This is a genomic window from Streptomyces klenkii, from assembly GCF_003626645.1.
Taxonomy (GTDB): Bacteria; Actinomycetota; Actinomycetes; order Streptomycetales; family Streptomycetaceae; genus Streptomyces; species Streptomyces klenkii.
In genome coordinates this window covers 77,448-99,810 of sequence record NZ_RBAM01000004.1, presented here as the reverse complement: position 1 = coordinate 99,810, position 22,363 = coordinate 77,448, and the positions used below count along the sequence as shown (strand labels likewise).

The window sequence follows — 22,363 nt, the reverse complement described above, 5'->3', positions numbered from 1 at the left end:
CCTCCGTTCTTCCTCATTGATCAACTACTGGTGAAGCGGGGAACTCTGTACTGCTGGTGCTGCTCTACTGCGAACTGCGGGTACTGCCACTGCGTGAACTGCGGTACTGCTCTTGGCGGCCCCTGATGACTGCGGGCCACCCGGTCCGGCCGCCAGTCCCGTCGCCGTCCTGCAACAACCCTGGCTTCGGAACTCCGCCACCGCACCGCCCTGCGAACTGCAACTGCATGTACTGCTGCCCGGCAGTTCGTCTCTGCCGAGCCCTTCGGTCTCTCTGGGCTACGAGAGAAATCATAACCACGCCACTGCCTAATGTCTACTGCGGCGATCATAGATTTTCATATGTCTCGGGCTGAGCTAGCCGCCCATGGCGGGCCTAGGTATGCAGGACGACCATCGCTGCTGGTCAGGCCCACGGGCGGGCGGCAGCCGAACGCGGGCGGGGGACAGCCGAACGCGGGCGGGGGGTGGGACGGCCGGCGAATAGAATCGGCTCTCATGCCGAAGCCTGACGAGCTGCTCGCTGACGTCGCCACCCTGGTGGAGTCCGGGCAGAGCAATCAGATGTCCCTGACCGTGGTCACCGGCGGTGCTGTCATCACCGGCCGGCTGGCTCCCGAAGCCGTGTGGAGGCAGCGGGTGTCAGAGGTCCTGACGGACTCCGCCCGCTTGGGTGAGTTCGCCGCCATCTTCACCACCACAACGCGCCGGGAGGGTCCGCCCACACATCTGCACTTTCACATGGCCCGCATCCTTCAGGGACAGGTGGGGATCCCGGAGACGGGTGGGATGTATCGCGTCTCGATCGCCGATGTAAGCGCCTGGACGGTGGGCGACTTCAGCTACTCCGACCACTGATCCGGCGGCGTGCAGAAGGTCCCATCGGGACGCGCAGGAGGGCCCGACCGGCATGTGCCGGTCGGGCCCTCCTCGCTGCTCGGGCGGCAGCCGGTGCCGTGCCCCTCGCTCAGGCGGTCAGGCGGTCGCCGGCACGCCGAGCATCGCGGACGCCTGCTGGAGCGGGGTGAGGGGGCGCGTCGGCACGGTGGCCCCGGGCAGGACGCGGCAGGTGAAGCCGAGCTTCGCCATGGCTCGGAGAACTTCGCCGGCGCTGAAGTCGCGCCGGTCCTGGCGGGTGATGATCTGGCCGACCTGCTTGGCGGGGTAGGTGCGGCGGCCGATGGTCACGGACTCGCCGGTGACCTGCTCGGGCTTGACGCCCTTCATCGATTCCAGGACACCGCTCTTGGTCAGGTCGAACGGGAAACGGGCGATGACACAGCGCATGATGCCTCACAGGAGGAAGGGGACGGTCACGTCGGAACTGCGGTCGTGAGGCGGTTCAGCGTGCGAGGGCGGGGATGACCGAAGGGCAGCCTTGTTCGCCGGCAACGGGCAGGGCCGACTCCGGCCGGCGAGGGCGCATCACGTGCTCGGCCTCGACCGTCGTGGTGAGGGGCGAGGCGAACGGCTCGCGTTCGCCGAGGACATCGCGCAGCCGGAGCCGGTCCGTGTACGTGTCGCCCTCATGGACGGCGGCGAGCCGGGCCCGGGTGACCACCCCGGTGCACAGGTCGTCCTCGTCGCAGACGAGCAGGTGGCCCGTGCGGGCGGCGGCCATGACAGACAAGGCCACTTCGACAGTCATGTCGTCACAGACTCGCGGGACGTCCGGCTCCATGCCTTCGGCCACCATTCGCCGCACGGCGTTGCCATGTGCCGAGCGGTCCTGCGTCTGGATCAACGTCACAACGTGCCTCCCGAAGAGGTGGGTCAGTTTCCTGGTCGAGTTCCTGGTCGAGGAGCGCTCGTTCCTGCGTTCGGGGTTCATTCAGAATCTTCCTCGATGAACCTCCTTGATACGGCACGCATCAAGGAACTCGCGTAGCAGAAAAGCAGCGCCGGGAATTTCGAGACCGGGCCGAATGGAATGCGAAAGCGCATCTGGTCTACGGGGAATCCGTACAGGCCCAGGCGCTGAAATAGGCGGCGCCCGGTGAATGTAAAATCCAGGACCGCGGTCGATGGGTGCGACTGCGGGGAGGGTGCGAGCTGAAATCCTGCGTCCCGCAGGAGAAATCACTGCGGGGAAATGCGTGCAACTGAGGTCCGCGCCCCGAGGGATGTGGGCCCCAGCTGCACCATGCGCGTCAGTGTCAGGCGGGAACGATGTTCTCGGCCGTCGGGCCCTTCTGGCCCTGCACGATGTCGAAGGTCACCTTCTGGCCTTCGAGCAGCTCACGGAAGCCTTCGGCGGCGATGTTCGAGAAGTGGGCGAACACGTCGGCGCCGCCACCGTCCTGCTCGATGAAGCCGAAGCCCTTTGCCGCATTGAACCACTTCACGGTGCCAGTAGCCATGTCGTATCTCCTTGGGGCAGTACACCGGAATCCGCACCGTGCGGACACCGTGTCGCCGCGATGATGCCCCGCCCGGAAGGTGGCCGGGAAACGTAAAGCGCCCCTCAGTGACGCGGAGGGCGACTGGAGACGCTTGAAGATTTTGGGTACCAAAACTGCAACCGAGATCGACAGTAGCATGCCGCGGTGGCTTGTGTGCGCTAAATATTTCTACCCTATGTGCGGTGGCAAAAAGTCTCCTCGCGGGGTCCCTGAAATTCTTAGACCGCGGGCATAGATATGGAGGAGCTCGTGCCGCCGTGCTGCGCGCAAGCGGTGCGGCGGCGCCATGTGGGGCCGGCTCGGGCGGAGTTAGGACATGCGGAGGGCGCGGCGCCTCGCGGCAGGTCTGGACAACAAACAACCCCCAGGTCGTTGACCTGGGGGTTCACTATGGAGCGGGTGACGAGAATCGAACTCGCGCTCTGAGCTTGGGAAGCTCATGTTCTACCATTAAACTACACCCGCGAGAGCGCCCGTTTTGGGAGCGCCTCATCGTCGCACACTCTACCCCATCGAAGGCCCCCGGTGCACTCACCGTACGGGCCTTCCTGTCGTGTGTGGAGAGTGTGGGGCAGGTGAGGATGCGGCCGCGGGGTCCGGGAGTTGGGGCGTACGGTTGGGACGCCGGATGCCGGTGACGGGCTCCCGGGGGACTGCCGGGAGTGCCGCTTAGGAGCGAGTCCTATACATCCCCTAATGTGGCTTTTGTCTTTCACGTGAATGGGGAAAGGGGCAGCTCTATGGAGCGCACCGTCGTTCGTTGTGCCGAGGGGCACGTCTTCAGCACCGCTTCGTTCCCGATGCAGCACCTCGGTCCCGACCGGATCGGCCCCGGACGGCTCCTGCGCTGCCCGCGCTGCGCCCGGCTGCGGCATTCCGTACCGGTCGGGCAGAAGCGCTGATCAAGCGCCGAGCGGGCGCTGAGCGAGCGCTGAGGCGGTACTGATCAAGCGGCGCGGGCCCGTCCGCTCGGACCGGGCCCGCGTTGTCCGTCTTCTCCGCGTATCCTCGACCCGTGCTTCTCTCAGACAAGGACATCCGGACCGAGATCGACGCCGGCCGGGTGCGTATCGACCCGTTCGACGAATCCATGGTGCAGCCGTCGAGCATCGATGTGCGCCTCGACCGCTACTTCCGGGTGTTCGAGAACCACCGGTACCCGCACATCGACCCCGCGGTCGAGCAGGCGGACCTCACGCGTGAGGTGGTGCCGGAGGGCGACGAGGCGTTCATCCTGCACCCCGGTGAGTTCGTGCTCGCCTCGACGTACGAGGTCATCACGCTTCCCGACGATGTGGCCTCCCGCCTGGAGGGCAAGTCCAGCCTCGGCCGCCTCGGCCTGCTGACGCACTCGACCGCCGGCTTCATCGACCCCGGTTTCTCCGGGCACGTGACGCTGGAGCTGTCGAACATGGCCACGCTGCCGATCAAGCTGTGGCCGGGGATGAAGATCGGGCAGCTGTGCATGTTCCGCCTGACCTCGCCCGTCGAGCATCCGTACGGGTCCGCGAAGCACGGCTCCCGCTACCAGGGGCAGCGTGGGCCCACGCCCTCGCGCTCCTTCCAGAATTTCCATCGCACCCAGGTCTGAGCAGAGCAAAAGGCGAAGAGCAACAGTGAGTGAGATCCGCGAGAACCTGACCTACCCGATCTTCGGGGAGGCCATCCGTGAGCTGGCACAGACCATCGCGGACGACGGCTACGAGCCGGACATCATCCTGTCCATCGCGCGCGGCGGCGTCTTCGTCGCCGGCGGGCTGGCGTACGCGCTGGACTGCAAGAACATCCACCTCGTGAACGTGGAGTTCTACTCGGGCGTCGGCGAGACGATGGAGATGCCGGTCATGCTGGCCCCCGTCCCGGACCAGATCGACTTCACGAACAAGAAGGTCCTGATCGCCGACGACGTGGCGGACACCGGCAAGACCCTCAAGCTCGTGCACGACTTCTGCAAGGACCACGTGGCCGAGGTCCGCTCCGCGGTGATCTACGAGAAGTCCCAGAGCCTCGTGAAGTGCGAGTACGTGTGGAAGCGCACCGAGGACTGGATCAACTTCCCGTGGTCGGTCGAGCCGCCGGTCGTGCGCCGCGAGGGCCAGGTCCTCGACGCGTAACCGCGCAGGCCGCAGACATGCGTGAGGGCCCCCGCCGTGTTCATCAAGGCGGGGGCCCTCACGCATGTCTGCCGGCCGCCGCTACAGCGTGCCCAGCTTGACGATCGACAGCAGGGCGATCAGCTGGATCGCGGAGGCGCCCAGCGCCCTCGGCCACGGGATGTCGTGCGATTTGCTGACCATGGACGTGAACAGGTAGCCCGCCAGGAGCCACGTCGCCCAGCCCAGCACCTGGACCACGACGTTGTCGCCGCCGAGGAACATGGCGAACAGCAGCCGGGGCGCGTCCGTGATCGCCATGATCAGCATCGACAGGCCGACCGTCGGCTGCCAGAGGCCGTCGCCGCCGAGCTGCCGGGCGAGCGTGTGCGTGACCGCGCCCAGGAGGAGCCCGGCGAGCACCATGACCACGCCGGTGATCAGCACCGACGGCAGGCTGTTGGAGAGCGAGGCGTTCAGCACGTCCTCGCGGGCCTTGTCGAAGCCGAAGACGGCGAGCAGGCCGTAGACGAACGTGACGATCAGAGCCGGCGCCCACACGGCGTGGTCACGCATCTGCCAGAAGGTCGCGGAAGGGCGCATGACTATGCCGGTCAGCAACTGCTTCCACGGCAGGCGCGGGCCCGGGGGCGGCGCGGGCGCGTTGTTGTACGGGTCCTGGCCGCCGTACGGGTCGCCCTGGCCGTACGGATCCCCGCCGTACGCGTCCGGGGCCTCGCCGAGGCTGAACTGCTGGGTCTGACCGGGGTGACCGCCGCCGGGACCGGGCTGTCCGTGCCCGGGCTGTCCGTGGCCGTAGTACGGGTCCTGGCCCGGGCCCTGTCCCTGCCCGTACGGCTGCTGCCCGCCGTAACCCTGCTGCGGCTGCCCGCTCCCGCCGAAGTACTCCGGCTCGCCGTACGGCGGGGGCTGCTGCTGCCACTGACCACCGTGGCCCCCCTGGCCGCCCTGGCCGCCGTACGGGGCCTGGTACTGCCCCGGGCGCTGTCCTTGCTGCGCGGGCCCGGGGTCGTTCGAGCCCTGTCCGCGTCCCATCCTGAATCCAGCCACGGTTCGAACGTACCCGCTCCGTGACGATGCCGAGTCGGCGCGGTGAGAACGGGCCCGCCATTGCGGCCGAGCTGTGACATCCCCTAAGGGAAATACCGGGGGTTGGGGCTGCGGAGGCCCCGCGTCAGGAGGGGTACGTGCGGAACTCGGAGGTGTCGACGGTCCAGGGGCCGACGGAGACTTTGTCGCCGAAGACGCCGTCGTGGCGTGTCCGGTAGCAGGGGCGCCCGTCCGGACCAGGCCCGGGGTCGGACATTACCGCTACCGACCCCTTGCGGGGATCGATCAGGAGATACAGCGGGATGCCCATGGCCGGGTACTCGTCCATCTTGTCCGTGTAGTCGTTGCTGTGGTTGGAGGGGGAGACGATCTCGGCGACCAGGGAGAGGTCGCGTGGGTTGAACGGTTCGTTCTCTTCGCCGAAGACCTCGTCCGACACGACGATCAGGTCCGGGCGGCGGAGCTTGCCGAGCGTTGCGTCTTCGATGTCGCCGCCCGGGAAGGCCACGACCCCGTCGGGCAGCTGGCGGTCCAGTTGACGGCTGAGGCGCATAGCGTTGAAGTCGTGGAACCTGGACGGCGACATCATCATGAAGATTCCTTCGCCGTTGATCTCGAAGCCCCTGACCGGTTCGGGAGCGTGCTCCATCAGTTCCTCGGCGATGGCGCGCATCCGGGCGTAATCCATGACGTGGCTCCTGCTGAATACGGGCTGCAAGCGCGAACGCGTTCATCGTCCCACGCACCCATGACAACGGCCGGGCCCCGCGATCAATCGCGGGGCCCGGCCGTGCGTGCGCTTCGGAAGCGGTTACTTCACCGGCTCCGGGGCCGGAGCCGGGTCCGGCTTCGGGGTGTCCGCGGGCTCCCCGTCGCCGCCGTCGCCGCCGTCCTCGCCGCCGTCCTCCGGGGTCACCGGGGTCTTCACCGACTCCAGCAGGAGCTGGGCGACGTCGACGACCTGGATGGACTCCTTGGCCTTGCCATCGTTCTTCTTGCCGTTGACCGAGTCGGTCAGCATGACGAGGCAGAAGGGGCAGGCGGTGGAGACGATGTCCGGGTTGAGGGACAGGGCCTCGTCGACGCGCTCGTTGTTGATGCGCTTGCCGATCCGCTCCTCCATCCACATGCGCGCACCGCCCGCACCGCAGCAGAAGCCCCGCTCCTTGTGGCGGTGCATCTCCTCGTTGCGCAGGCCCGGCACCTTGGCGATGATCTCGCGCGGCGGCGTGTAGACCTTGTTGTGGCGGCCCAGGTAGCACGGGTCGTGGTACGTGATCAGGCCCTCGACCGGGGTGACCGGGACGAGCTTGCCCTCGTCGATCAGGTGCTGGAGCAGCTGCGTGTGGTGGATGACCTCGTACTCGCCGCCGAGCTGCGGGTACTCGTTCGCGATCGTGTTGAAGCAGTGCGGGCAGGTCGCGACGATCTTCTTCTTGGCCTTCTCGACCTTGACGCCCTCGTCCGCGTCCTCGCCGAACGCCATGTTCAGCATCTCGACGTTCTGCTGGCCGAGCTGCTGGAACAGGAACTCGTTGCCCAGGCGGCGGGCCGAGTCGCCCGTGCAGTTCTCCTCGCCGCCCATGATCGCGAACTTCACGCCCGCCATGTGCAGCAGCTCCGCGAAGGCCTTCGTGGTCTTCTTGGCGCGGTCCTCCAGGGCGCCGGCGCAGCCGACCCAGTAGAGGTAGTCGACCTCGGTGAGGTCCTCGACGTCCTTGCCGACGACCGGGACCTCGAAGTCGACCTCCTTGGTCCACGCCAGGCGCTGCTTCTTCGCCAGGCCCCAGGGGTTGCCCTTCTTCTCCAGGTTCTTGAGCATCGTGCCCGCCTCGGACGGGAAGGAGCTCTCGATCATCACCTGGTAGCGGCGCATGTCGACGATGTGGTCGACGTGCTCGATGTCGACCGGGCACTGCTCGACGCACGCGCCGCACGTGGTGCAGGACCACAGCACGTCGGGGTCGATGACGCCGTTCTCCTCGAGGGTGCCGATCAGCGGGCGCTCGGCCTCGGCCAGCGCCGCCGCCGGGACGTCCTTCAGCTGCTCCTCGGTGCCCTTCTCCTCGCCCTCGGCGTCCTTGCCGCCGCCCGCGAGCAGATACGGCGCCTTGGCGTGCGCGTGGTCGCGCAGCGCCATGATCAGGAGCTTGGGGGAGAGGGGCTTACCGGTGTTCCAGGCGGGGCACTGCGACTGGCAGCGGCCGCACTCGGTGCAGGTGGAGAAGTCGAGCAGGCCCTTCCAGGAGAACTCCTCGACCTTCGAGACGCCGAACGTGTCGTCCTCGCCCGGGTCCTCGAAGTCGATCGGCTTGCCGGCGCTCGTCATGGGCAGCAGCGCGCCGAGCGCCACGTCGCCGGACGCCTCGCGCTTGAACCAGATGTTCGGGAAGGCGAGGAAGCGGTGCCAGGCCACGCCCATGTCGGTCTTCAGGGCGACCGTGATCATCCAGATGAAGGACGTCGCGATCTTCAGGCCCGCGAAGAAGTAGGTGAGGTTCTGGAGCGTCGAGACGTCCATCCCCTCCAGCCACGAGACGACCGGGTACGAGACGAAGAACGAGGCCTCGTAGCCGTCGACGTGGTGCTGGGCGCCTTCGAGGGCGTGCAGCATGAAGATGCAGACGCCGACGATGAGGATGACGGCCTCGACGAAGTACGCCTGGCCGGTGTTGGAGCCGGCGAAGCGGGACTTGCGGCCCGGGTCGCCCGGCCGGTTCAGCTGCCGGATGACGATGAGCGTCAGGATGCCGAGCGCGGTCATCGTGCCGAGGAACTCGACGAAGACGTTGTACGGGGCCCAGTCGCCGATGACCGGCAGGAGCCAGTCGGCCTTGAAGAGCTGCCCGATGGCGTTGACGATCGTCAGCAGCAGCGAGAAGAAGCCCACCGCCACGAACCAGTGCGCCACACCGACGATGCCCCAGCGGTTCATCCGGGTGTGGCCCAGGAACTCCTTGGCCACGGTGACGGTGCGCTGCGCGGGGTCGCCGGTCCGGGTGCCGGCGGGCACGGGCTGACCCAGTCGCATGAAGCGGTAGATCTGGACGAGGGCACGGCCGAACAGCGCTACGCCGACCGCGATTAGGACCAGCGACACGATGATCGCGGCGAGTTGCATGGGAACGGCTCCTCGAACCTGCGAGAGCGGGGATTGCGGGATTACTGCCTAGTAACTTATCCAGTCCGTACGAGACTACTCACTCTCCCGCGCGCGATATAGGCGCACCGCCGGTGATCTGTGTCGCTCAGGCCACCCTCACCCGCGCCGCCCAAGCCCGTGGTTACCGGGCGTCCGCCTTCCGGCTGCGCATAAGGCCAGCATAAGACTTGAGTCCCCTCGACTCAGCTCGGTTGACAGGTTGGAATCCGCATTGCACCCTTGAGTCTGTTCCACTCAAGTCAGCTGGAGGAATCGACATGGCACGTGCGGTCGGCATCGACCTGGGTACGACGAACTCCGTCGTCAGTGTTCTCGAGGGCGGTGAGCCCACCGTCATCACCAACGCCGAGGGCGCCAGGACCACGCCGTCCGTCGTCGCCTTCGCGAAGAACGGCGAGGTGCTCGTCGGCGAGGTCGCCAAGCGCCAGGCTGTCACCAACGTCGACCGGACGATCCGCTCCGTCAAGCGCCACATGGGCACTGACTGGAAGATCAACCTGGACGGCAAGGACTTCAACCCGCAGCAGATGAGCGCCTTCATCCTGCAGAAGCTGAAGCGGGACGCCGAGGCGTACCTGGGCGAGAAGGTCACGGACGCGGTCATCACCGTCCCGGCGTACTTCAACGACTCCGAGCGTCAGGCGACCAAGGAGGCCGGTGAGATCGCGGGCCTCAACGTCCTGCGCATCGTCAACGAGCCCACCGCGGCCGCCCTGGCCTACGGTCTCGACAAGGACGACCAGACCATTCTGGTCTTCGACCTCGGTGGCGGCACCTTCGACGTCTCGCTCCTCGAGATCGGCGACGGCGTGGTCGAGGTCAAGGCCACCAACGGTGACAACCACCTCGGTGGTGACGACTGGGACCAGCGCGTCGTCGACTACCTGGTCAAGCAGTTCGCCAACGGTCACGGCGTGGACCTGTCCAAGGACAAGATGGCGCTCCAGCGTCTCCGCGAGGCCGCGGAGAAGGCGAAGATCGAGCTGTCCTCGTCCACCGAGACCACGATCAACCTGCCCTACATCACGGCCTCCGCCGAGGGCCCGCTGCACCTGGACGAGAAGCTCACGCGCGCCCAGTTCCAGCAGCTCACCGCGGACCTGCTGGAGCGCTGCAAGACCCCGTTCCACAACGTCATCAAGGACGCGGGCATCGCCCTCTCCGAGATCGACCACGTGGTCCTGGTCGGCGGCTCCACCCGTATGCCCGCCGTCGCCGAGCTCGTCAAGGAGCTGACCGGCGGCAACGAGGCCAACAAGGGCGTCAACCCGGACGAGGTCGTCGCCATCGGCGCCGCCCTCCAGGCCGGTGTCCTCAAGGGCGAGGTCAAGGACGTCCTGCTCCTCGACGTCACCCCGCTGTCCCTCGGCATCGAGACCAAGGGCGGCATCATGACCAAGCTCATCGAGCGCAACACCACGATCCCGACCAAGCGGTCCGAGATCTTCACGACGGCCGAGGACAATCAGCCGTCCGTGCAGATCCAGGTCTACCAGGGCGAGCGCGAGATCGCGGCGTACAACAAGAAGCTCGGCATGTTCGAGCTGACCGGTCTGCCGCCGGCCCCGCGCGGCGTCCCGCAGATCGAGGTCGCCTTCGACATCGACGCCAACGGCATCATGCACGTGACCGCGAAGGACCTCGGCACGGGCAAGGAGCAGAAGATGACCGTCACCGGTGGCTCCTCGCTGCCGAAGGACGAGGTCAACCGGATGCGCGAAGAGGCCGAGAAGTACGCCGAGGAGGACCACGCGCGCCGTGAGGCCGCCGAGTCCCGCAACCAGGGCGAGCAGCTCGTCTACCAGACGGAGAAGTTCCTCAAGGACAACGAGGACAAGGTTCCGGCCGAGGTGAAGACCGAGGTCGAGACCGCGCTCACCGAGCTGAAGGAGAAGCTCAAGGGCGAGGACACGGCCGAGATCCGCACCGCGACCGAGAAGGTCGCCGCGGTCAGCCAGAAGCTGGGCCAGGCCATGTACGCCGACGCCCAGGCCGCGCAGGGCGCCGCCGGTGACGCCGGCGCGACCGGCGGTCCGACCAAGGCCGAGGACGACGTCGTCGACGCCGAGATCGTCGACGACGAGAAGCCCAAGGACGCCAAGGGCGGTGCGGCGTGACGGAGGAGACCCCGGGCTTTGACGACAAGAAGCCTGAAGGCCCCTCCGACGCCGCCGGCTCCGAAGAAGCGGCGCAGGGCGCCGGGGCCGCCGACAAGGCGGCTCCGGGCGCTGCCCCCTCCGGCGAGGAGCTGGTGGAAGCAGGTCTCCAGGCTCAGCTGGACCAGTCCCAGGCCGCGCTCACCGAGCGCACCGCGGACCTCCAGCGTCTCCAGGCCGAGTACCAGAACTACCGCCGCCGCGTAGAGCGGGACCGGGTCACGGTCAAGGAGGTCGCCGTCGCGAACCTCCTGTCCGAGCTCCTGCCCACGCTCGACGACATCGGCCGCGCCCGTGACCACGGCGAGCTCGTCGGCGGCTTCAAGTCCGTCGCCGAGTCCCTGGAGACGATCGTCGCCAAGATGGGGCTCCAGCAGTTCGGCAAGGAGGGCGAGCCCTTCGACCCGCTGGTGCACGAGGCGCTGATGCACTCGTACGCGCCGGACGTCACCGAGACCACGTGCGTGCAGATTCTGCAGCCGGGGTATCGGATCGGCGAGCGGACGATCCGCCCCGCGCGGGTCGCCGTCGCCGAGCCCCAGCCGGGCGCCCAGGGCGCCAAGGGCGAGGGCGAGGACGCCGGTTCCGAAGAGGAGAGCGGTGGCCCGGACAAGGGCTGACGCTGACCCGATGAATCACCGCAGGGAACGGAAGGAGGGACGCCGGGGATGAGCACGAAGGACTTCCTGGAGAAGGACTACTACAAGGTCCTCGGCGTCCCCAAGGACGCCACCGAGGCCGAGATCAAGAAGGCGTACCGGAAGCTCGCCCGCGAGAACCACCCGGACGCCAACAAGGGCGACGCCAAGGCCGAGGAGCGCTTCAAGGAGATCTCCGAGGCCAATGACGTCCTGGCCGACCCCAAGCGGCGCAAGGAGTACGACGACGCCCGCGCCCTCTTCGCCAACGGCGGCTTCCGCCCGGGGGCGGGCGGCGCGGGCGGCGGCTCCTTCAACTTCGACCTGGGCGACCTCTTCGGGGGCGCCCAGGGCGGGGGCGGAGGCGGCACCGGCGGCTTCGGCGGCGGGCTCGGCGACGTCTTCGGCGGCCTGTTCAACCGCGGCGCCACGCGCACCCAGCCGCGCCGCGGCCAGGACATCGAGTCCGAGGTCTCGCTGAACTTCACCGAGGCGGTCGACGGGGCCACCGTGCCCCTGCGGATGTCCTCCTCGGCGGCCTGCAAGGCCTGCTCCGGCACCGGCGACAAAAACGGTACTCCTCGCGTCTGCCCCACCTGTGTCGGCACCGGCCAGGTGTCGCACGGCTCCGGCGGCGGATTCTCCATGACCGACCCCTGCCCCGACTGCAAGGGCCGCGGCCTCATCCCGGAGAACCCCTGCGACGTCTGCCACGGCAGCGGCCGCGCCAAGTCCTCCCGGACGATGCAGGTCCGCATCCCCGCCGGCGTCTCCGACGGCCAGCGGATCCGCCTGCGCGGCAAGGGCGCCCCGGGCGAGCGCGGCGGCCCCAACGGCGACCTCTACGTCGTCGTGCACGTCGGCACCCACCCGGTCTTCGGCCGCAAGGACGACAACCTCACCGTCACCGTGCCCGTCTCCTTCCCGGAGGCGGTCCTCGGCGGCGAGATCAAGGTGCCGACCCTCGGCGGCCCCCCGGTCACCCTCAAGCTGCCGCCCGGCACGCCCAACGGCCGCACGATGCGCGCCCGCGGCAAGGGCGCGGTGCGCAAGGACGGCACCCGCGGCGACCTGCTCGTCACGGTGGAGGTGACCGTGCCCAAGGATCTCGGCGACAAGGCCCGGGAAGCCCTGCAGACCTACCGTGAGGCCACCGCGGACCACGACCCGCGTGCAGAGCTGTTCCAGGCCGCGAAGGGAGCGTGACCCCATGGAGGGGACCGGCCGACGGCGCAATCCGTACGAGCTGACCGACGAGTCGCCGGTCTATGTCATCTCGGTCGCCGCGCAGCTGTCGGGCCTGCATCCGCAGACCCTCCGGCAGTACGACCGGCTCGGCCTGGTCTCACCCGACCGCGCCGCCGGGCGCGGCCGGCGCTACTCCGCGCGGGACATCGAACAGCTCCGGCAGGTGCAGCAGCTCAGCCAGGACGAGGGCATCAACCTCGCCGGCATCAAGCGCATCATCGAGCTGGAGAACCAGGTGGCCGCGCTCAAGGCGCGCGTCGCCGAACTGCAGGGCCTCGTCGAGGGCGCCGCCGCGGCCCGCCAGCAGGCGGAAGCGGCGGTCCACGCCTCGTACCGCCGCGACCTGGTCCCGTACCAGGAGGTCCAGCAGACGAGCGCACTGGTGGTGTGGCGCCCGCGGCGCGACCAGTAAGCACCGATCCGGCGGGGCCGGGTGAGCATTCCGCTCGCCCGGCCCCGCTGGCATGAAGCTGTGTTCCCACTGCAACAACCTGACAGGCTTTCCCGGCGGCGGGGCCCGGCCCCGCTGGCAGAGTTTTCCCCACGGAACGAACGACGTTGGGGGAAACGCGATGACCGGGAAGTTCGCCAAGAAGGCCGCCGCAGTGCTCGTACCGGGAGCGTTCCTGGGAGCCTTCGCGCTGCCGGGCACGGCGATGGCCGCTCCCGCCGCGCCTGTTGCGGCGGACGTGCACGCCGTGAGCGCCGTGCACGGCCTGTGCGGCATACCGGTCAAGCTCGTCGACCGGCTGCCCGTCTGTCATCGTGTCAACGGGTGGCAGTGACAACGACGTCGGCTCTGGAGCCCCGGCCTGCGATGCGGCAGGCCGGGGCTTTGCCGTATGCCCCCGACACCCGACAGGAACCGGAGGAGAAGGCGTGGCGAGGACAGAGTTCACGGAAGCGGTGGTGGAGCGCGCTGCGCCCACCGCCGCTCCTCCCGAGACGGCCGTGGTCAGGCTGGTGTCGGCGCTGCCCGAGGGCTGGGACTGCACCTGGCGGCTGGAGGAGGACCGGATCCGGCTCCGAGTGGAGCCCGCCGGTCCTGCTGGTCTCGCCGCCGTGCACGAGTGGCTGGCCGGAGTGCTCGTGGACGGCGGCGTGCTGCGCGGGTGGCGGCGGGGCCGCTAGCCCCGGCCGCCGGCCCGGCGACCGGCCCCGGCCGCTAGATCCAGCCGCGCTCCCGCGCCAGCAGCGCGGCGTGCGCACGGCTGGACGCGTTCAGGACGCGCAGCAGATCGGCGACGTGGCGGCGGTACGTACGCACCGAGACGCCCAGGTCGCGGGCGCCGGTCTCGTCCTTGCCGACGCGGCACATCGACTCCAGGACGCGCTGTTCCACGGCGGAGAGCCCGGCCGCCCCCTCGGCCGGCTCCTCGATCAGCGCGGCGAGGTCGGTGGCCTGGTCCCAGATCTTCTCGAAGAGGGCCAGGATGTTGGCCACCAGGCCGGCCTCCCGGGCGACCAGGGCGCCGCGCGAGGTGTCGTCGGGGTCGGCGGGCACCAGCGCGGTGTGCCGGTCGTAGACGAGGATCCGCTCGGATATGTCGGGGGCGACGCGTATCCGGGCGCCCTGGGCGGTGAGTTCGCGCAGGTAGGCGACGGTGGGCGGGTGGTCGAGCGCCGCCTTGAGGACGACGTTGCGGATCGTCACGCCGCGGCGCAGGCAGCGGGCGTCCAGCGGCCGCGCGTGGTCGATGTTCTCCTGCGTGAGGGCCGTGTACGGCTCTACGGAGAGGATCTCCTCGCGGGCGAAGAAGGCCAGGTCGTCGATGCGGTCCCGGATCTGGGCCAGGTCCTCCATGCGCTCCACGCCCTTGGGGGCGGGGGTGCGCTGCCCCTGCTCGGCGCGCAGTTCCGCGACCAGCCGGCGGGACTGGGTGACTTGCTGGAGCTCGTCGTGGAGCTCGCGCAGCCGCAGGTCGGTGAGGCGGTCCACGGCGGTCTCCGGATCGGCCGGGACGACGTCCCCGGTGTCGCTGCGGCGCAGCAGGCCGAGCCCGTACAGCCGGGCCAGGGCGGCGCGGACGGTGTCCTTGTCCTTCGCGCTGTGGATCCTCAGGTGGATGTCGTCGGCGGACGTCTCGGGATTGCGCAGAAAGTGCCGGTAAATATCCTCTTCTGCCGTACTGAGCCCCAGAAGGCCCATTCCTGTCCCCATGCCTGACTTGCTCATGGCTTCCCCCGTGTGCGATCGGCCGGCGGCTCGGCTCGACTGGTCAGTGACGAGCGCGCCCTGCGTACCGCCGGTACATCACCCAAAGAGTAATGCAGAGGTAAAGGGGCTGGCCATGGCGTTCCTTCCGCGACGACGCAGCAAGCTGTAGCGGCGGTTGCAGGAAGCTGCCTCCGGAGAACGGGTCCCGGCCCGGGGGGCCTTGGCAGTCTGGGCCGTGCCGGAAAGGCTTGGACCTACGAGGGGAATCCGGATGAGTACGACGACGGCCGAGGCCCGGCACGACTTCACCACGCTCACCGAGCGTGAGGTGGAAGTCCTGCTCCTGCTGGCCTCGGGAGAACAGAACAGACGGCTCGCGCGGCGGCTGGGCATCGCGGAGCGCACCGTACGGGCCCACACCGCGAACATCGTGCGCAAGCTCGACCTGCGGTCGCGGTTCGAGGCGGCGATCGTCTCGCACGTGTACGCGGACGCCATCAGGGCGTCGGCGCCGGACGGCCGGCCGCGTGGCTGCGTAGCCGTGTAGCGCACACACCGTTCATCCACACCGTTCATCAGGCCCCGTCGGAGCGTTCCGGCGGGGCCTTTCACGATGGCGCGGGCGGGCGGCGGGGCGCGCCGCTCACCCCGGGAGCAGTTCGGCGGCGGCCTCGATCGCCACCATCCACATCGGCTGCCCGCCGGTGCCGAAGGCCGCGGCGAGCGCGTAGCCGACGGAGGCGTCCGCGGGGGAGACCTCCGCCCCCTCCTTCCACTCGGCGAGGACCCGGCCGTCGCCGTCGGAGGAGAAGTCCCCGAGGTGCTTGCCGTCCTTCAGCAGCCGGCTGCCGGCGATGGAGTCGGGCACGAGGCGGTAGGCGACGCCGTCGCGGGTGACGTCCACGGCGTACGAGCGGCGCGACAGCTTGCCCTTGGCGGGGGCGAGGGCGACGGGCTCGCCGTCCACCGTCATGCTCAGGTGGTCGCCGTTGCGGGTGCCGATGGGGATGTGGCTCTCGGTCTCGGCCTCGGGGGCGCGGTCCACGGCGGCCGGGGGTATCGCGTCGCCGAGGACTTCGACCCAGCCCTCCTCGTCGTTCAGGAGGACGGTGATGTCGCCGAAGCGGTCGTCCTGGACGGGGCCGGTGGGGGCTTCCTCCTCCGTCTCCGTCTCGGCGGCGGCGTCGGCCTGGTTGCCGGAGTCTTTGTCGAGCGTCACGTGCGTCATGCGGGGCTTCCTTCAGTGTGGTCAGTACTGACGGTCTGACGATCAGTGTGAGACGGCGAGCTGCGTCGCCGCCAGGTCCCGGTACAGCTCGTCCCGGTCCAGCAGTTCTTCGTGCTTCCCATGGTCACGGACGCGGCCGCCCTCCAAAAGGATGAGCCGGTCCGCCGAGGTCACGGTCGAGAGCCGGTGCGCGATGAGCAGGACCGTGCAGTGCTCGGCCGCCCGCTCGACGGTCTGCCGCAGCGCGGTCTCGCTGAGGCCGTCGAGGTGCGCGGTGACCTCGTCGAGCAGCAGCACCTGCGGGCGCCGCAGCAGGGCGCGGGCGATGGCCAGCCGCTGCCGCTGCCCGCCGGAGAGGGCGAGGCCGCGGGCGCCGACGTTGGTGTCCAGGCCGTCGGGCAGGCCGTCGACGTATGTGTCGAGCAGGGTCTGCCGCAGGACGTCCGCGATCTCCTCGTCGGTGGCGCCGGGCGCCGCGTACAGCAGGTTCTCGCGGATCGTGCCGGCGAGCATGGGGGAGTCCTGCTCGACGTAGGCGATGCGGCGGCGCACCTCGGCGCGGCTGAGCTCGGAGATGTCGGTGTCGCCGAGGAGGATGCGGCCGCCGTCGACGTCGTAGAAGCGCTGGAGGAGGGAGAAGACGGTGGTCTTGCCGGTGCCTGAGGGGCCTATGACGGCGGTGACCTTGCCGGCCGGCGCGGTGAAGGACGCGCCCTCCAGGACCGGGGCCCGGTCCCGGTAGGCGAAGGTGACGTCGTCCAGGACGACGCGCGGCGGCGGGCCGGTGGGCCGCGGCGGGACGGTGTCGACGTCGTCCTCGGTCTCCATGCGGTCGACCTCCTCGATCCGGGCGAGGGCGCCGAGGCCCTGCTGAAGCGAGGTGGTGCCGCCGACGAGGGAGAGGATCGGCCCGCCGAGGTTGAAGAGGTAGAGCAGGAAGGCGATCAGGGCGGCCAGGTCGAGCGTCCCGGTGGCGACGAGGGCGCCGCCGAAGCCGATCACGGCCAGGAAGGACGCCTGCACGACCATGCCGGTGATCACGGCGATGGCGGCCTGGTAGCGGGCGCCGACGAGCCCGGCGCGGTAGGCGTCCTCGGCGGCGGCCACGGCCCGCGCGGTCTCCGTCGCCTCACCGCCGTTGGCCTTGACGGTGCGGGCGGCGCCGAGCGCGCGGTCGAGGGCGGCGCCGATGTCGCCGACCGACTCCTGCGAGCGGGTGGTGACGCGGCGGATGCGCGGCATGACGACGCCGACGGCGATGCCGGCGAGGACCAGGACGGCCGAGGTGATGCCGAGCAGCGGCAGGCTGGTGATGCCCATCAGCACGATCGTGGCGAGCAGGTGGACGCCGCCGTCCACGAGCTGGATCACGCCGTTGGTGGCGGCGTGCTGCACGAGCGTGCTGTCGGAGGTGACGCGGGTCGTCAGGCCGCCGGGCTCGACGCGGTCCAGCTCGGCGGTGCGCAGCCGGATCAGACGGGTGATCAGGCCGCGCCGCACGTGCAGGACCACCCGCTCCGCCGTCCGCTCGCTCAGCCAGGACTGGGCCCAGGTGAACCCGAGCGAGACGACGAGCAGGCCGAGCAGCAGGAGCAGGGTGTTGCGCAGGCTGCCGCCGGTCATGAGCGCCGTCATCGCCGACTCGATGACCATGGGCTGGGCGAGTCCGGCGGCGCTGCCCCCCAGTGTCAGCAGCAGCACCAGCGCGAGGACGCGGCGGTGCGGGCGCGCGTACGCGAGCAGGGCCCGCAGCGGCGGCCGCGGGGCGGGTGTGGTGTCGTGCGTGTCCGAGTCAGGTGATTTCACCCTCGTAGTTCTAGCTCTCTTACGCGGGCGCGCGAAATTGGCGGTTGCGGCAATGCCGGGGGCGGCAATGCCCGGCGGGGCAATGCCCATTGAGGCATGGACGGTAGTGGCAATAGCGGAGTTCCGCCGGGCCGGGTGAATATCTGTCTGTCCGCAGCGGACACCGGACGGCGGGGCCGACTACCGCCTCCGGAAACCCGATTGAGAATGTGGAGAACATTCATCATGCAGAACGTCACCGAGAAGGACCTGTTCGACGGCTACACCGCCTACACCTCCGCCGAGGAGCTGGGCCTGTACGACGGCAAGGACGCCGCCCCGGCCTTCAGCCCCACCATCCCGTGGGCGATCCGCGCCACCCTCATCACCGCCCGCTCCTCGCAGCAGTGCGCCGCGGCGATCGGTTCCTTCACCGCCCGCACGATCGAGAGCAAGTGCTGATCATCCGGTGAGCCGCGGGGGCCGGCCGGTCGCGTGCACACCGCACCGGCCGGCCCCCGGCCCCGTAGGAATCCGGTGAGCCCCGCAGGAGTCCGGTGAGCCCCGGAATCCGGTGAGAAGGAAGCAGAAGGAAGCAAAGGAAGCAGCTGTCATGGATATCCCCGGCGCCGGATTCCGGCGCGTGCTCGTGGTGGGCACGGGAGCGCTCAGCGTGTCCTTCCTGCCGTTCTGGATGAACTGGCTGCACGATTCCTTTCCGGCGCTGGAGAAGCGGGTCGCGCTGACCCGTTCCGCCCGCCGCTTCGTCTCGCCCGACGCCGTCGCCGCGCTCGCCCGCTCACCCCACGACGTCTTCACCGACGACTGGGACGGCGCCCCGCCCGGCACCGCGCCCCACGTCGAACTCGCCGCCTGGCCCGACCTCGTCCTCGTGCACCCCGCCACGGTGCACTTCCTGAGCCGGTACGCACTCGGCCTCGCCGACACCCCCGTGCTGCTGGCCCTCCAGACCACCCGGGCCGTGGTGGGGGTCGCCCCCGCGCTCCCGCCGGCCGCTCAGCACAGCCCGGTGGTCCAGGGGCACTTGGCGGCGCTGCGCGCCCGCCCCGGCGTCGTCGTCGCCCCGACCGTGCCCGCGGAGAGCGCCTCCACGGGCGAGCGGGAGGACGGCGGCGCGGCGCCCATGCCGGAGCTGTTCGCGCTGTGCGCCACGTACAAACAGCTGCAACAGGAGGGGACGTGACGCTTCCCGACGACGCGGGCGAGCTCGTCGCCGAGTACGTCACCGGCCTCCAGCACACCCGCGTGCACCGCTCGGCACGCGACGCCTCCGACGGCTCCGGCGCCTCCGGCGGCTTCCTGTGGTGGCACCGGCCCGGCGCCCTGCACCCCGGCCCGCTCACCGCGCCCGCCGCCGCGGCCGTCCCCGACCTGTCCGGCGTGCCCGGAGCCGCCCTGCTCGTCACCCCCGTCCCCGCGGGCGGCGGCCTGCTCCACCGCGCGCCGGGCGCCGTCTCCGTGGTCACCTGGCTCGCCGACCCCCGCCCGGGGGCCCGGCGGCTGGCCGCGCACGCCCTCGCCGCGGCGGGGCGCGCCCTGCGCGCCCTGCACGACACCCCTCTGCCGCCCGGCCTCCCCGCGGGCCCGCCCGCCGCGCTGCGCCGGATGCGCGCGTGGGCGGACGGCCGGGACGGGCTCCTGCCCGGCGCGGCGCGCCTGCGCGAGGAGACCCTCGCCGTGTGGGGAACGGACCGGCTGGACCGGGTCCGTACGTGGTGGGAGGCGGCCGTCGCACCGGCCGCACCGTCCCTGATCCACGGCGGGGCCTCGCTCGGAGCGCTCGTACCACCCCTGCACCGGGGCCGGACCGCGCTGCTCACCGGGGAGGACCTCGCCGCGGGCAGCCCCGCGCTCGACCTCGGCTGGCTGCTCGGCGACCTCGCCGAACTCGCCTGGTCGGAGCGGCGGAACGGCGGACCGGAGTCCGCGGAAGGCCCCGACCTGCGCCACGTCCTGCTCACCGCCTACGGGAGCCGGGGTCTCGACGCGGCCGGCCTCGATCCGGCCGGCCGCGACCTCGCCGGCCTCGGCCGGGCCGCCGTCCTGCGGGTCGTCACCCACATGCAGGACTTCGCCGCGTACTGCGACTGGACCGAAGAACTGCACGACTACATCGCCTTCACTGCCGAGCTGATCGACGAGGAGGGCCGCCGGGCGCTCCCCGGCCCCGGAGGAACGCCATGACCACCATCACCACCGCCACCGCCGAACAGCCCACGCTGCAACGGTTCCAGCCCACCGACCTGGACGCGGCCCCCGAGGTCAACGCCCTGCTGGAGCGGCTCGGCCTCGGCCGGCTCGGCCAGGAGGGCCTCGCCTCCTTCGGCGGCCGCAACGACAACTGGGCCGGCCGCACGAGCGGCGGCCGGCAGGTGTTCGTGAAGACCGTGGCCCGCACCGCCGAGGACGGCAGCCCCCAGCTGGACCGCGCCCTCGCTTTCGAGCACCTCGCCGCCCTGCGCCCGGCCGGCTCCCCGCTGCGCACGCCCGCGCACCTCGGCTCGGACCGTACGGCCGCCGTCGGCGTCTACGAGCTGCTGCCCGGCGCCCGCTCCGGATCCGAACTCGCCCTGGACGAGGAGTTCGACGACGACCTCTGCCGCGAGGCGGGGCGTGCCGTCGGGGCGCTCCACTCTCTTCCTGTCCGGGATGCGGAGGAGGGCCCGGCCCTCGACACGGAGGAGGCCCCGCTGCCGCCCATGCCGTGGCTGGAGGCGCTCCCGTGGAGCACCGTGCAGGAGCGCAGCATGGGCCAGATCGCCGCCTGGCGGCTGGTCCAGGACGACGAGCACGTCATCGCCGCGCTGCACGCCCTGCGCGCCGCCGAGCGCGCCGCGCCGCACACGCCCGTCCACTGCGACCTGCGCTTCGACCAGTTCCTGCGGCACGACGGAAAGCTCTACCTCTGCGACTGGGAGGAGTTCCGGCTGGCCGACCCGGCCCGCGACGTCGGCGCCTTCGCCGGCGAGTGGCTCTTCCACGCCACGTACGCGGTGTTCGCGCCCGGAGCCGGCCGGGAGGAGGAGCCCGCCGCCGGCTTCGGCCTCGACCACGCCGAGATCGTCGAGCGCGGCGCGGCCAGCCTGCGCCGCCACACCCCCCGGATCACCGCCTTCTGGCAGGGCTACCTCGACCAGCTCTCCCTCGCGGGGCACGCGCCCGACCCCGGGCTCGCCGAGCGGGCCGCGGGCTTCGCGGGATGGCACATGTTCGACCGGCTCCTCGCCACGGCCGAGCTGCACGCGACCCTCAACCCGGTCGCCCGCGCGGCCGCCGGCATCGGCCGGACGCTGCTCCTCAACCCGTCGGGCTCCGTCGCCACGATCGGTCTCGCCCAGCCGGCCCGGCCGGCCCAGCCCTCCGGGAGCCCCCGATGACTGCCACCCTCTCTCCCGCAGATGTCCCGGCGCGGGGCCTCACCCCCGGGCTCGCCGCCGCCCTCGCGACCGTCTCGGTCCGGGGCGACGGCTGCCAGGCCACCGTCGCCGGGCGCTCCCTCTCCGCCGACAGCCCCCGTGACTTGCGAGGACGACTCACCAACGCCCTCTACGAGGAGCTGCACGCGGGCCGCGACGGCGCCGCACGCGACACCGGCACCCCGCCGCGGCGCAGCCTGCGCGACCCGGAGCTGGAGCGCCGCCTGGCCGCCGCCGTCCCGCACGACCGCACGCCCGTACGCGGCCGGCTGATCGAGATCCTGCGGCGGCCCGGCGGCGACCAGCTGATCGTCCGCCTCCCCGAGGTCACCGCCCGCGTCCCCGCCGACCGGCTGATCGGGCCGGGAACCCCCGCTCCCGGCGAGCTCGTCGAGCTCTCCCTGGAGGCCGCCCGGCCCGCGCTCTCCCCCGGCTTCTTCTACGTCATGGGCTCGCGCGCGCTGCCCCGCCCCACGGGCTCCGTCCGCCGGATCTTCGTGCACGCGGCCGACGCGGACAGCGCCGTTACCCTGTGGGGCGCCACCCTCGCCGCCCTGGAGCGCGCGGAGGCCCGCTACCACGCCAAGGTCCTCTCCGACCCGCAGGACTTCCCGCGCCGCGACGGCATCGTCGTCTACCTGCACGGCGACTACGTACCGGGCGAAGAAGCCGTCGTACGGGCGGTGGCGCCGCTCCCCGGGAAGGGCGCGGAGACCTCCGTCTTCACCGAGCGCCTCGCGCCGGGCATCGCCGCCTCCTGGGACCCCGAGGACCCGCGCCCCGGCCAGGACGGCATGAGCTTCGGCCAGCACCGCGCGTTCGCCCTGGCCACCGCCCTGATCGACCACGCCCTCGCCCCGGAGGGGTCCGGGACGCGCGAGGAGCACGTCGTGCGGTGCTTCCGCGAGGCCGGCATCGACCCGTGGCGGCCCGACCGCAACCTGACTCCGCCCACCGACCCGACCGCTTCCGGGAGTTGAGCCC

Annotated in this window: 25 protein-coding genes and 1 tRNA gene; 16 read left to right on the top strand and 10 right to left on the bottom strand. The window is 70.5% G+C overall.

Features of this window, described 5'->3' with window-relative positions:
• Window positions 1–498 precede the first annotated feature (498 nt).
• A complete protein-coding gene (locus D7231_RS10505; protein WP_120754755.1) occupies window positions 499–858 on the top strand; it encodes a hypothetical protein in 360 nt (119 codons plus the stop codon).
• Between the two features lie 117 nt (window positions 859–975).
• On the opposite strand, the gene D7231_RS10500 is transcribed toward D7231_RS10505, so the two are convergent.
• The 4 genes from D7231_RS10500 to D7231_RS10485 form a co-directional block, all read right to left on the bottom strand.
• Entirely contained in the window at window positions 976–1,287 is a 312-nt protein-coding gene (locus tag D7231_RS10500; RefSeq protein ID WP_120754754.1) for an SCO5918 family protein, read from the bottom strand.
• 55 nt (window positions 1,288–1,342) lie between these two features.
• Window positions 1,343–1,750, bottom strand: coding sequence for a CBS domain-containing protein (locus D7231_RS10495; RefSeq protein WP_120755556.1), 408 nt, complete (start codon window positions 1,748–1,750; stop codon window positions 1,343–1,345).
• Window positions 1,751–2,156: 406 nt separating this feature from the next.
• On the bottom strand, window positions 2,157–2,360 hold the full coding sequence (locus D7231_RS10490; protein ID WP_120754752.1) for a cold-shock protein: 204 nt from the start codon (window positions 2,358–2,360) through the stop codon (window positions 2,157–2,159).
• 433 nt (window positions 2,361–2,793) lie between these two features.
• A tRNA-Gly gene (locus D7231_RS10485) sits at window positions 2,794–2,867 on the bottom strand.
• Window positions 2,868–3,142: 275 nt separating this feature from the next.
• On the opposite strand from D7231_RS10485, the gene D7231_RS36990 reads away from it, so the two are divergent.
• The 3 genes from D7231_RS36990 (at window position 3,143) to D7231_RS10475 (ending at window position 4,516) form a co-directional block, all read left to right on the top strand.
• Window positions 3,143–3,304: a hypothetical protein gene (locus D7231_RS36990; RefSeq protein ID WP_194962135.1), complete on the top strand. Its 162-nt coding sequence runs from the start codon at window positions 3,143–3,145 to the stop codon at window positions 3,302–3,304.
• Window positions 3,305–3,417: 113 nt separating this feature from the next.
• Window positions 3,418–3,993: a dCTP deaminase gene (gene dcd / locus D7231_RS10480; RefSeq protein WP_030366976.1), complete on the top strand. Its 576-nt coding sequence runs from the start codon at window positions 3,418–3,420 to the stop codon at window positions 3,991–3,993.
• Window positions 3,994–4,018: 25 nt separating this feature from the next.
• Complete coding sequence (locus D7231_RS10475) at window positions 4,019–4,516, top strand: phosphoribosyltransferase (RefSeq protein WP_120754750.1); 498 nt, start codon at window positions 4,019–4,021, stop codon at window positions 4,514–4,516.
• Between the two features lie 81 nt (window positions 4,517–4,597).
• On the opposite strand, the gene D7231_RS10470 is transcribed toward D7231_RS10475, so the two are convergent.
• From D7231_RS10470 to D7231_RS10460, 3 genes are all read right to left on the bottom strand, one after another.
• A complete protein-coding gene (locus D7231_RS10470) occupies window positions 4,598–5,551 on the bottom strand; it encodes a Yip1 family protein (RefSeq protein WP_120754748.1) in 954 nt (317 codons plus the stop codon).
• A gap of 139 nt (window positions 5,552–5,690) precedes the next feature.
• The gene (locus D7231_RS10465; RefSeq protein WP_120754746.1) at window positions 5,691–6,254 is read right to left on the bottom strand and encodes a Uma2 family endonuclease; all 564 of its coding nucleotides are present in this window, start codon (window positions 6,252–6,254) and stop codon (window positions 5,691–5,693) included.
• Between the two features lie 123 nt (window positions 6,255–6,377).
• Complete coding sequence (locus D7231_RS10460) at window positions 6,378–8,687, bottom strand: (Fe-S)-binding protein (RefSeq protein ID WP_120754744.1); 2,310 nt, start codon at window positions 8,685–8,687, stop codon at window positions 6,378–6,380.
• Window positions 8,688–8,986: 299 nt separating this feature from the next.
• Between D7231_RS10460 and dnaK the strand changes: the two genes are divergently transcribed.
• The 6 genes from dnaK (at window position 8,987) to D7231_RS10430 (ending at window position 13,902) form a co-directional block, all read left to right on the top strand.
• Window positions 8,987–10,846 carry a molecular chaperone DnaK gene (gene dnaK / locus D7231_RS10455; RefSeq protein ID WP_120754742.1) on the top strand — a complete coding sequence of 620 codons (1,860 nt, stop codon included), beginning with the start codon at window positions 8,987–8,989 and terminating at the stop codon, window positions 10,844–10,846.
• A complete protein-coding gene (gene grpE / locus D7231_RS10450) occupies window positions 10,843–11,505 on the top strand; it encodes a nucleotide exchange factor GrpE (protein ID WP_120754740.1) in 663 nt (220 codons plus the stop codon). Before dnaK ends, grpE begins: the two co-directional genes overlap by 4 nt.
• Window positions 11,506–11,553: 48 nt before the next feature.
• Window positions 11,554–12,729, top strand: a complete 1,176-nt coding sequence (gene dnaJ, locus D7231_RS10445) for a molecular chaperone DnaJ (protein WP_120754738.1) — start codon at window positions 11,554–11,556, stop codon at window positions 12,727–12,729.
• A 4-nt stretch (window positions 12,730–12,733) separates the two neighbouring features.
• Entirely contained in the window at window positions 12,734–13,183 is a 450-nt protein-coding gene (locus D7231_RS10440; protein ID WP_120754736.1) for a heat shock protein transcriptional repressor HspR, read from the top strand.
• A gap of 160 nt (window positions 13,184–13,343) precedes the next feature.
• Window positions 13,344–13,556, top strand: coding sequence for a hypothetical protein (locus D7231_RS10435; RefSeq protein ID WP_120754734.1), 213 nt, complete (start codon window positions 13,344–13,346; stop codon window positions 13,554–13,556).
• Between the two features lie 94 nt (window positions 13,557–13,650).
• Window positions 13,651–13,902, top strand: a complete 252-nt coding sequence (locus D7231_RS10430) for a hypothetical protein (RefSeq protein WP_120754731.1) — start codon at window positions 13,651–13,653, stop codon at window positions 13,900–13,902.
• 34 nt (window positions 13,903–13,936) lie between these two features.
• On the opposite strand, the gene D7231_RS10425 is transcribed toward D7231_RS10430, so the two are convergent.
• On the bottom strand, window positions 13,937–14,932 hold the full coding sequence (locus D7231_RS10425) for a helix-turn-helix transcriptional regulator (protein WP_120754730.1): 996 nt from the start codon (window positions 14,930–14,932) through the stop codon (window positions 13,937–13,939).
• Window positions 14,933–15,200: 268 nt separating this feature from the next.
• Here D7231_RS10425 and D7231_RS10420 point away from each other — a divergent pair, with 268 nt between their 5' ends.
• The gene (locus D7231_RS10420; RefSeq protein ID WP_120754728.1) at window positions 15,201–15,476 is read left to right on the top strand and encodes a helix-turn-helix domain-containing protein; all 276 of its coding nucleotides are present in this window, start codon (window positions 15,201–15,203) and stop codon (window positions 15,474–15,476) included.
• A gap of 96 nt (window positions 15,477–15,572) precedes the next feature.
• Here the strand turns inward: D7231_RS10420 and D7231_RS10415 are convergent, their stop codons facing one another.
• Both D7231_RS10415 and D7231_RS10410 read right to left on the bottom strand, forming a co-directional pair.
• Window positions 15,573–16,157: a hypothetical protein gene (locus D7231_RS10415; protein ID WP_241999645.1), complete on the bottom strand. Its 585-nt coding sequence runs from the start codon at window positions 16,155–16,157 to the stop codon at window positions 15,573–15,575.
• A 42-nt stretch (window positions 16,158–16,199) separates the two neighbouring features.
• On the bottom strand, window positions 16,200–17,963 hold the full coding sequence (locus D7231_RS10410) for an ABC transporter ATP-binding protein (protein ID WP_241999644.1): 1,764 nt from the start codon (window positions 17,961–17,963) through the stop codon (window positions 16,200–16,202).
• A 225-nt stretch (window positions 17,964–18,188) separates the two neighbouring features.
• Here D7231_RS10410 and lxmA point away from each other — a divergent pair, with 225 nt between their 5' ends.
• The 5 genes from lxmA to D7231_RS10385 all read left to right on the top strand — a co-directional run bounded on the left by lxmA (window position 18,189) and on the right by D7231_RS10385 (window position 22,359).
• Window positions 18,189–18,404, top strand: coding sequence for a lexapeptide family class V lantibiotic (gene lxmA, locus D7231_RS10405; protein ID WP_120754724.1), 216 nt, complete (start codon window positions 18,189–18,191; stop codon window positions 18,402–18,404).
• A gap of 151 nt (window positions 18,405–18,555) precedes the next feature.
• Window positions 18,556–19,146: a flavoprotein gene (locus D7231_RS10400; protein WP_120754722.1), complete on the top strand. Its 591-nt coding sequence runs from the start codon at window positions 18,556–18,558 to the stop codon at window positions 19,144–19,146.
• Complete coding sequence (locus tag D7231_RS10395; RefSeq protein WP_120754720.1) at window positions 19,143–20,147, top strand: hypothetical protein; 1,005 nt, start codon at window positions 19,143–19,145, stop codon at window positions 20,145–20,147. Before D7231_RS10400 ends, D7231_RS10395 begins: the two co-directional genes overlap by 4 nt.
• On the top strand, window positions 20,144–21,340 hold the full coding sequence (gene lxmK / locus D7231_RS10390; protein ID WP_241999643.1) for a class V lanthionine synthetase subunit LxmK: 1,197 nt from the start codon (window positions 20,144–20,146) through the stop codon (window positions 21,338–21,340). Before D7231_RS10395 ends, lxmK begins: the two co-directional genes overlap by 4 nt.
• On the top strand, window positions 21,337–22,359 hold the full coding sequence (locus D7231_RS10385; RefSeq protein ID WP_120754718.1) for a T3SS effector HopA1 family protein: 1,023 nt from the start codon (window positions 21,337–21,339) through the stop codon (window positions 22,357–22,359). The genes lxmK and D7231_RS10385 overlap by 4 nt, the downstream gene beginning before the upstream one ends.
• Window positions 22,360–22,363: the final 4 nt, after the last annotated feature.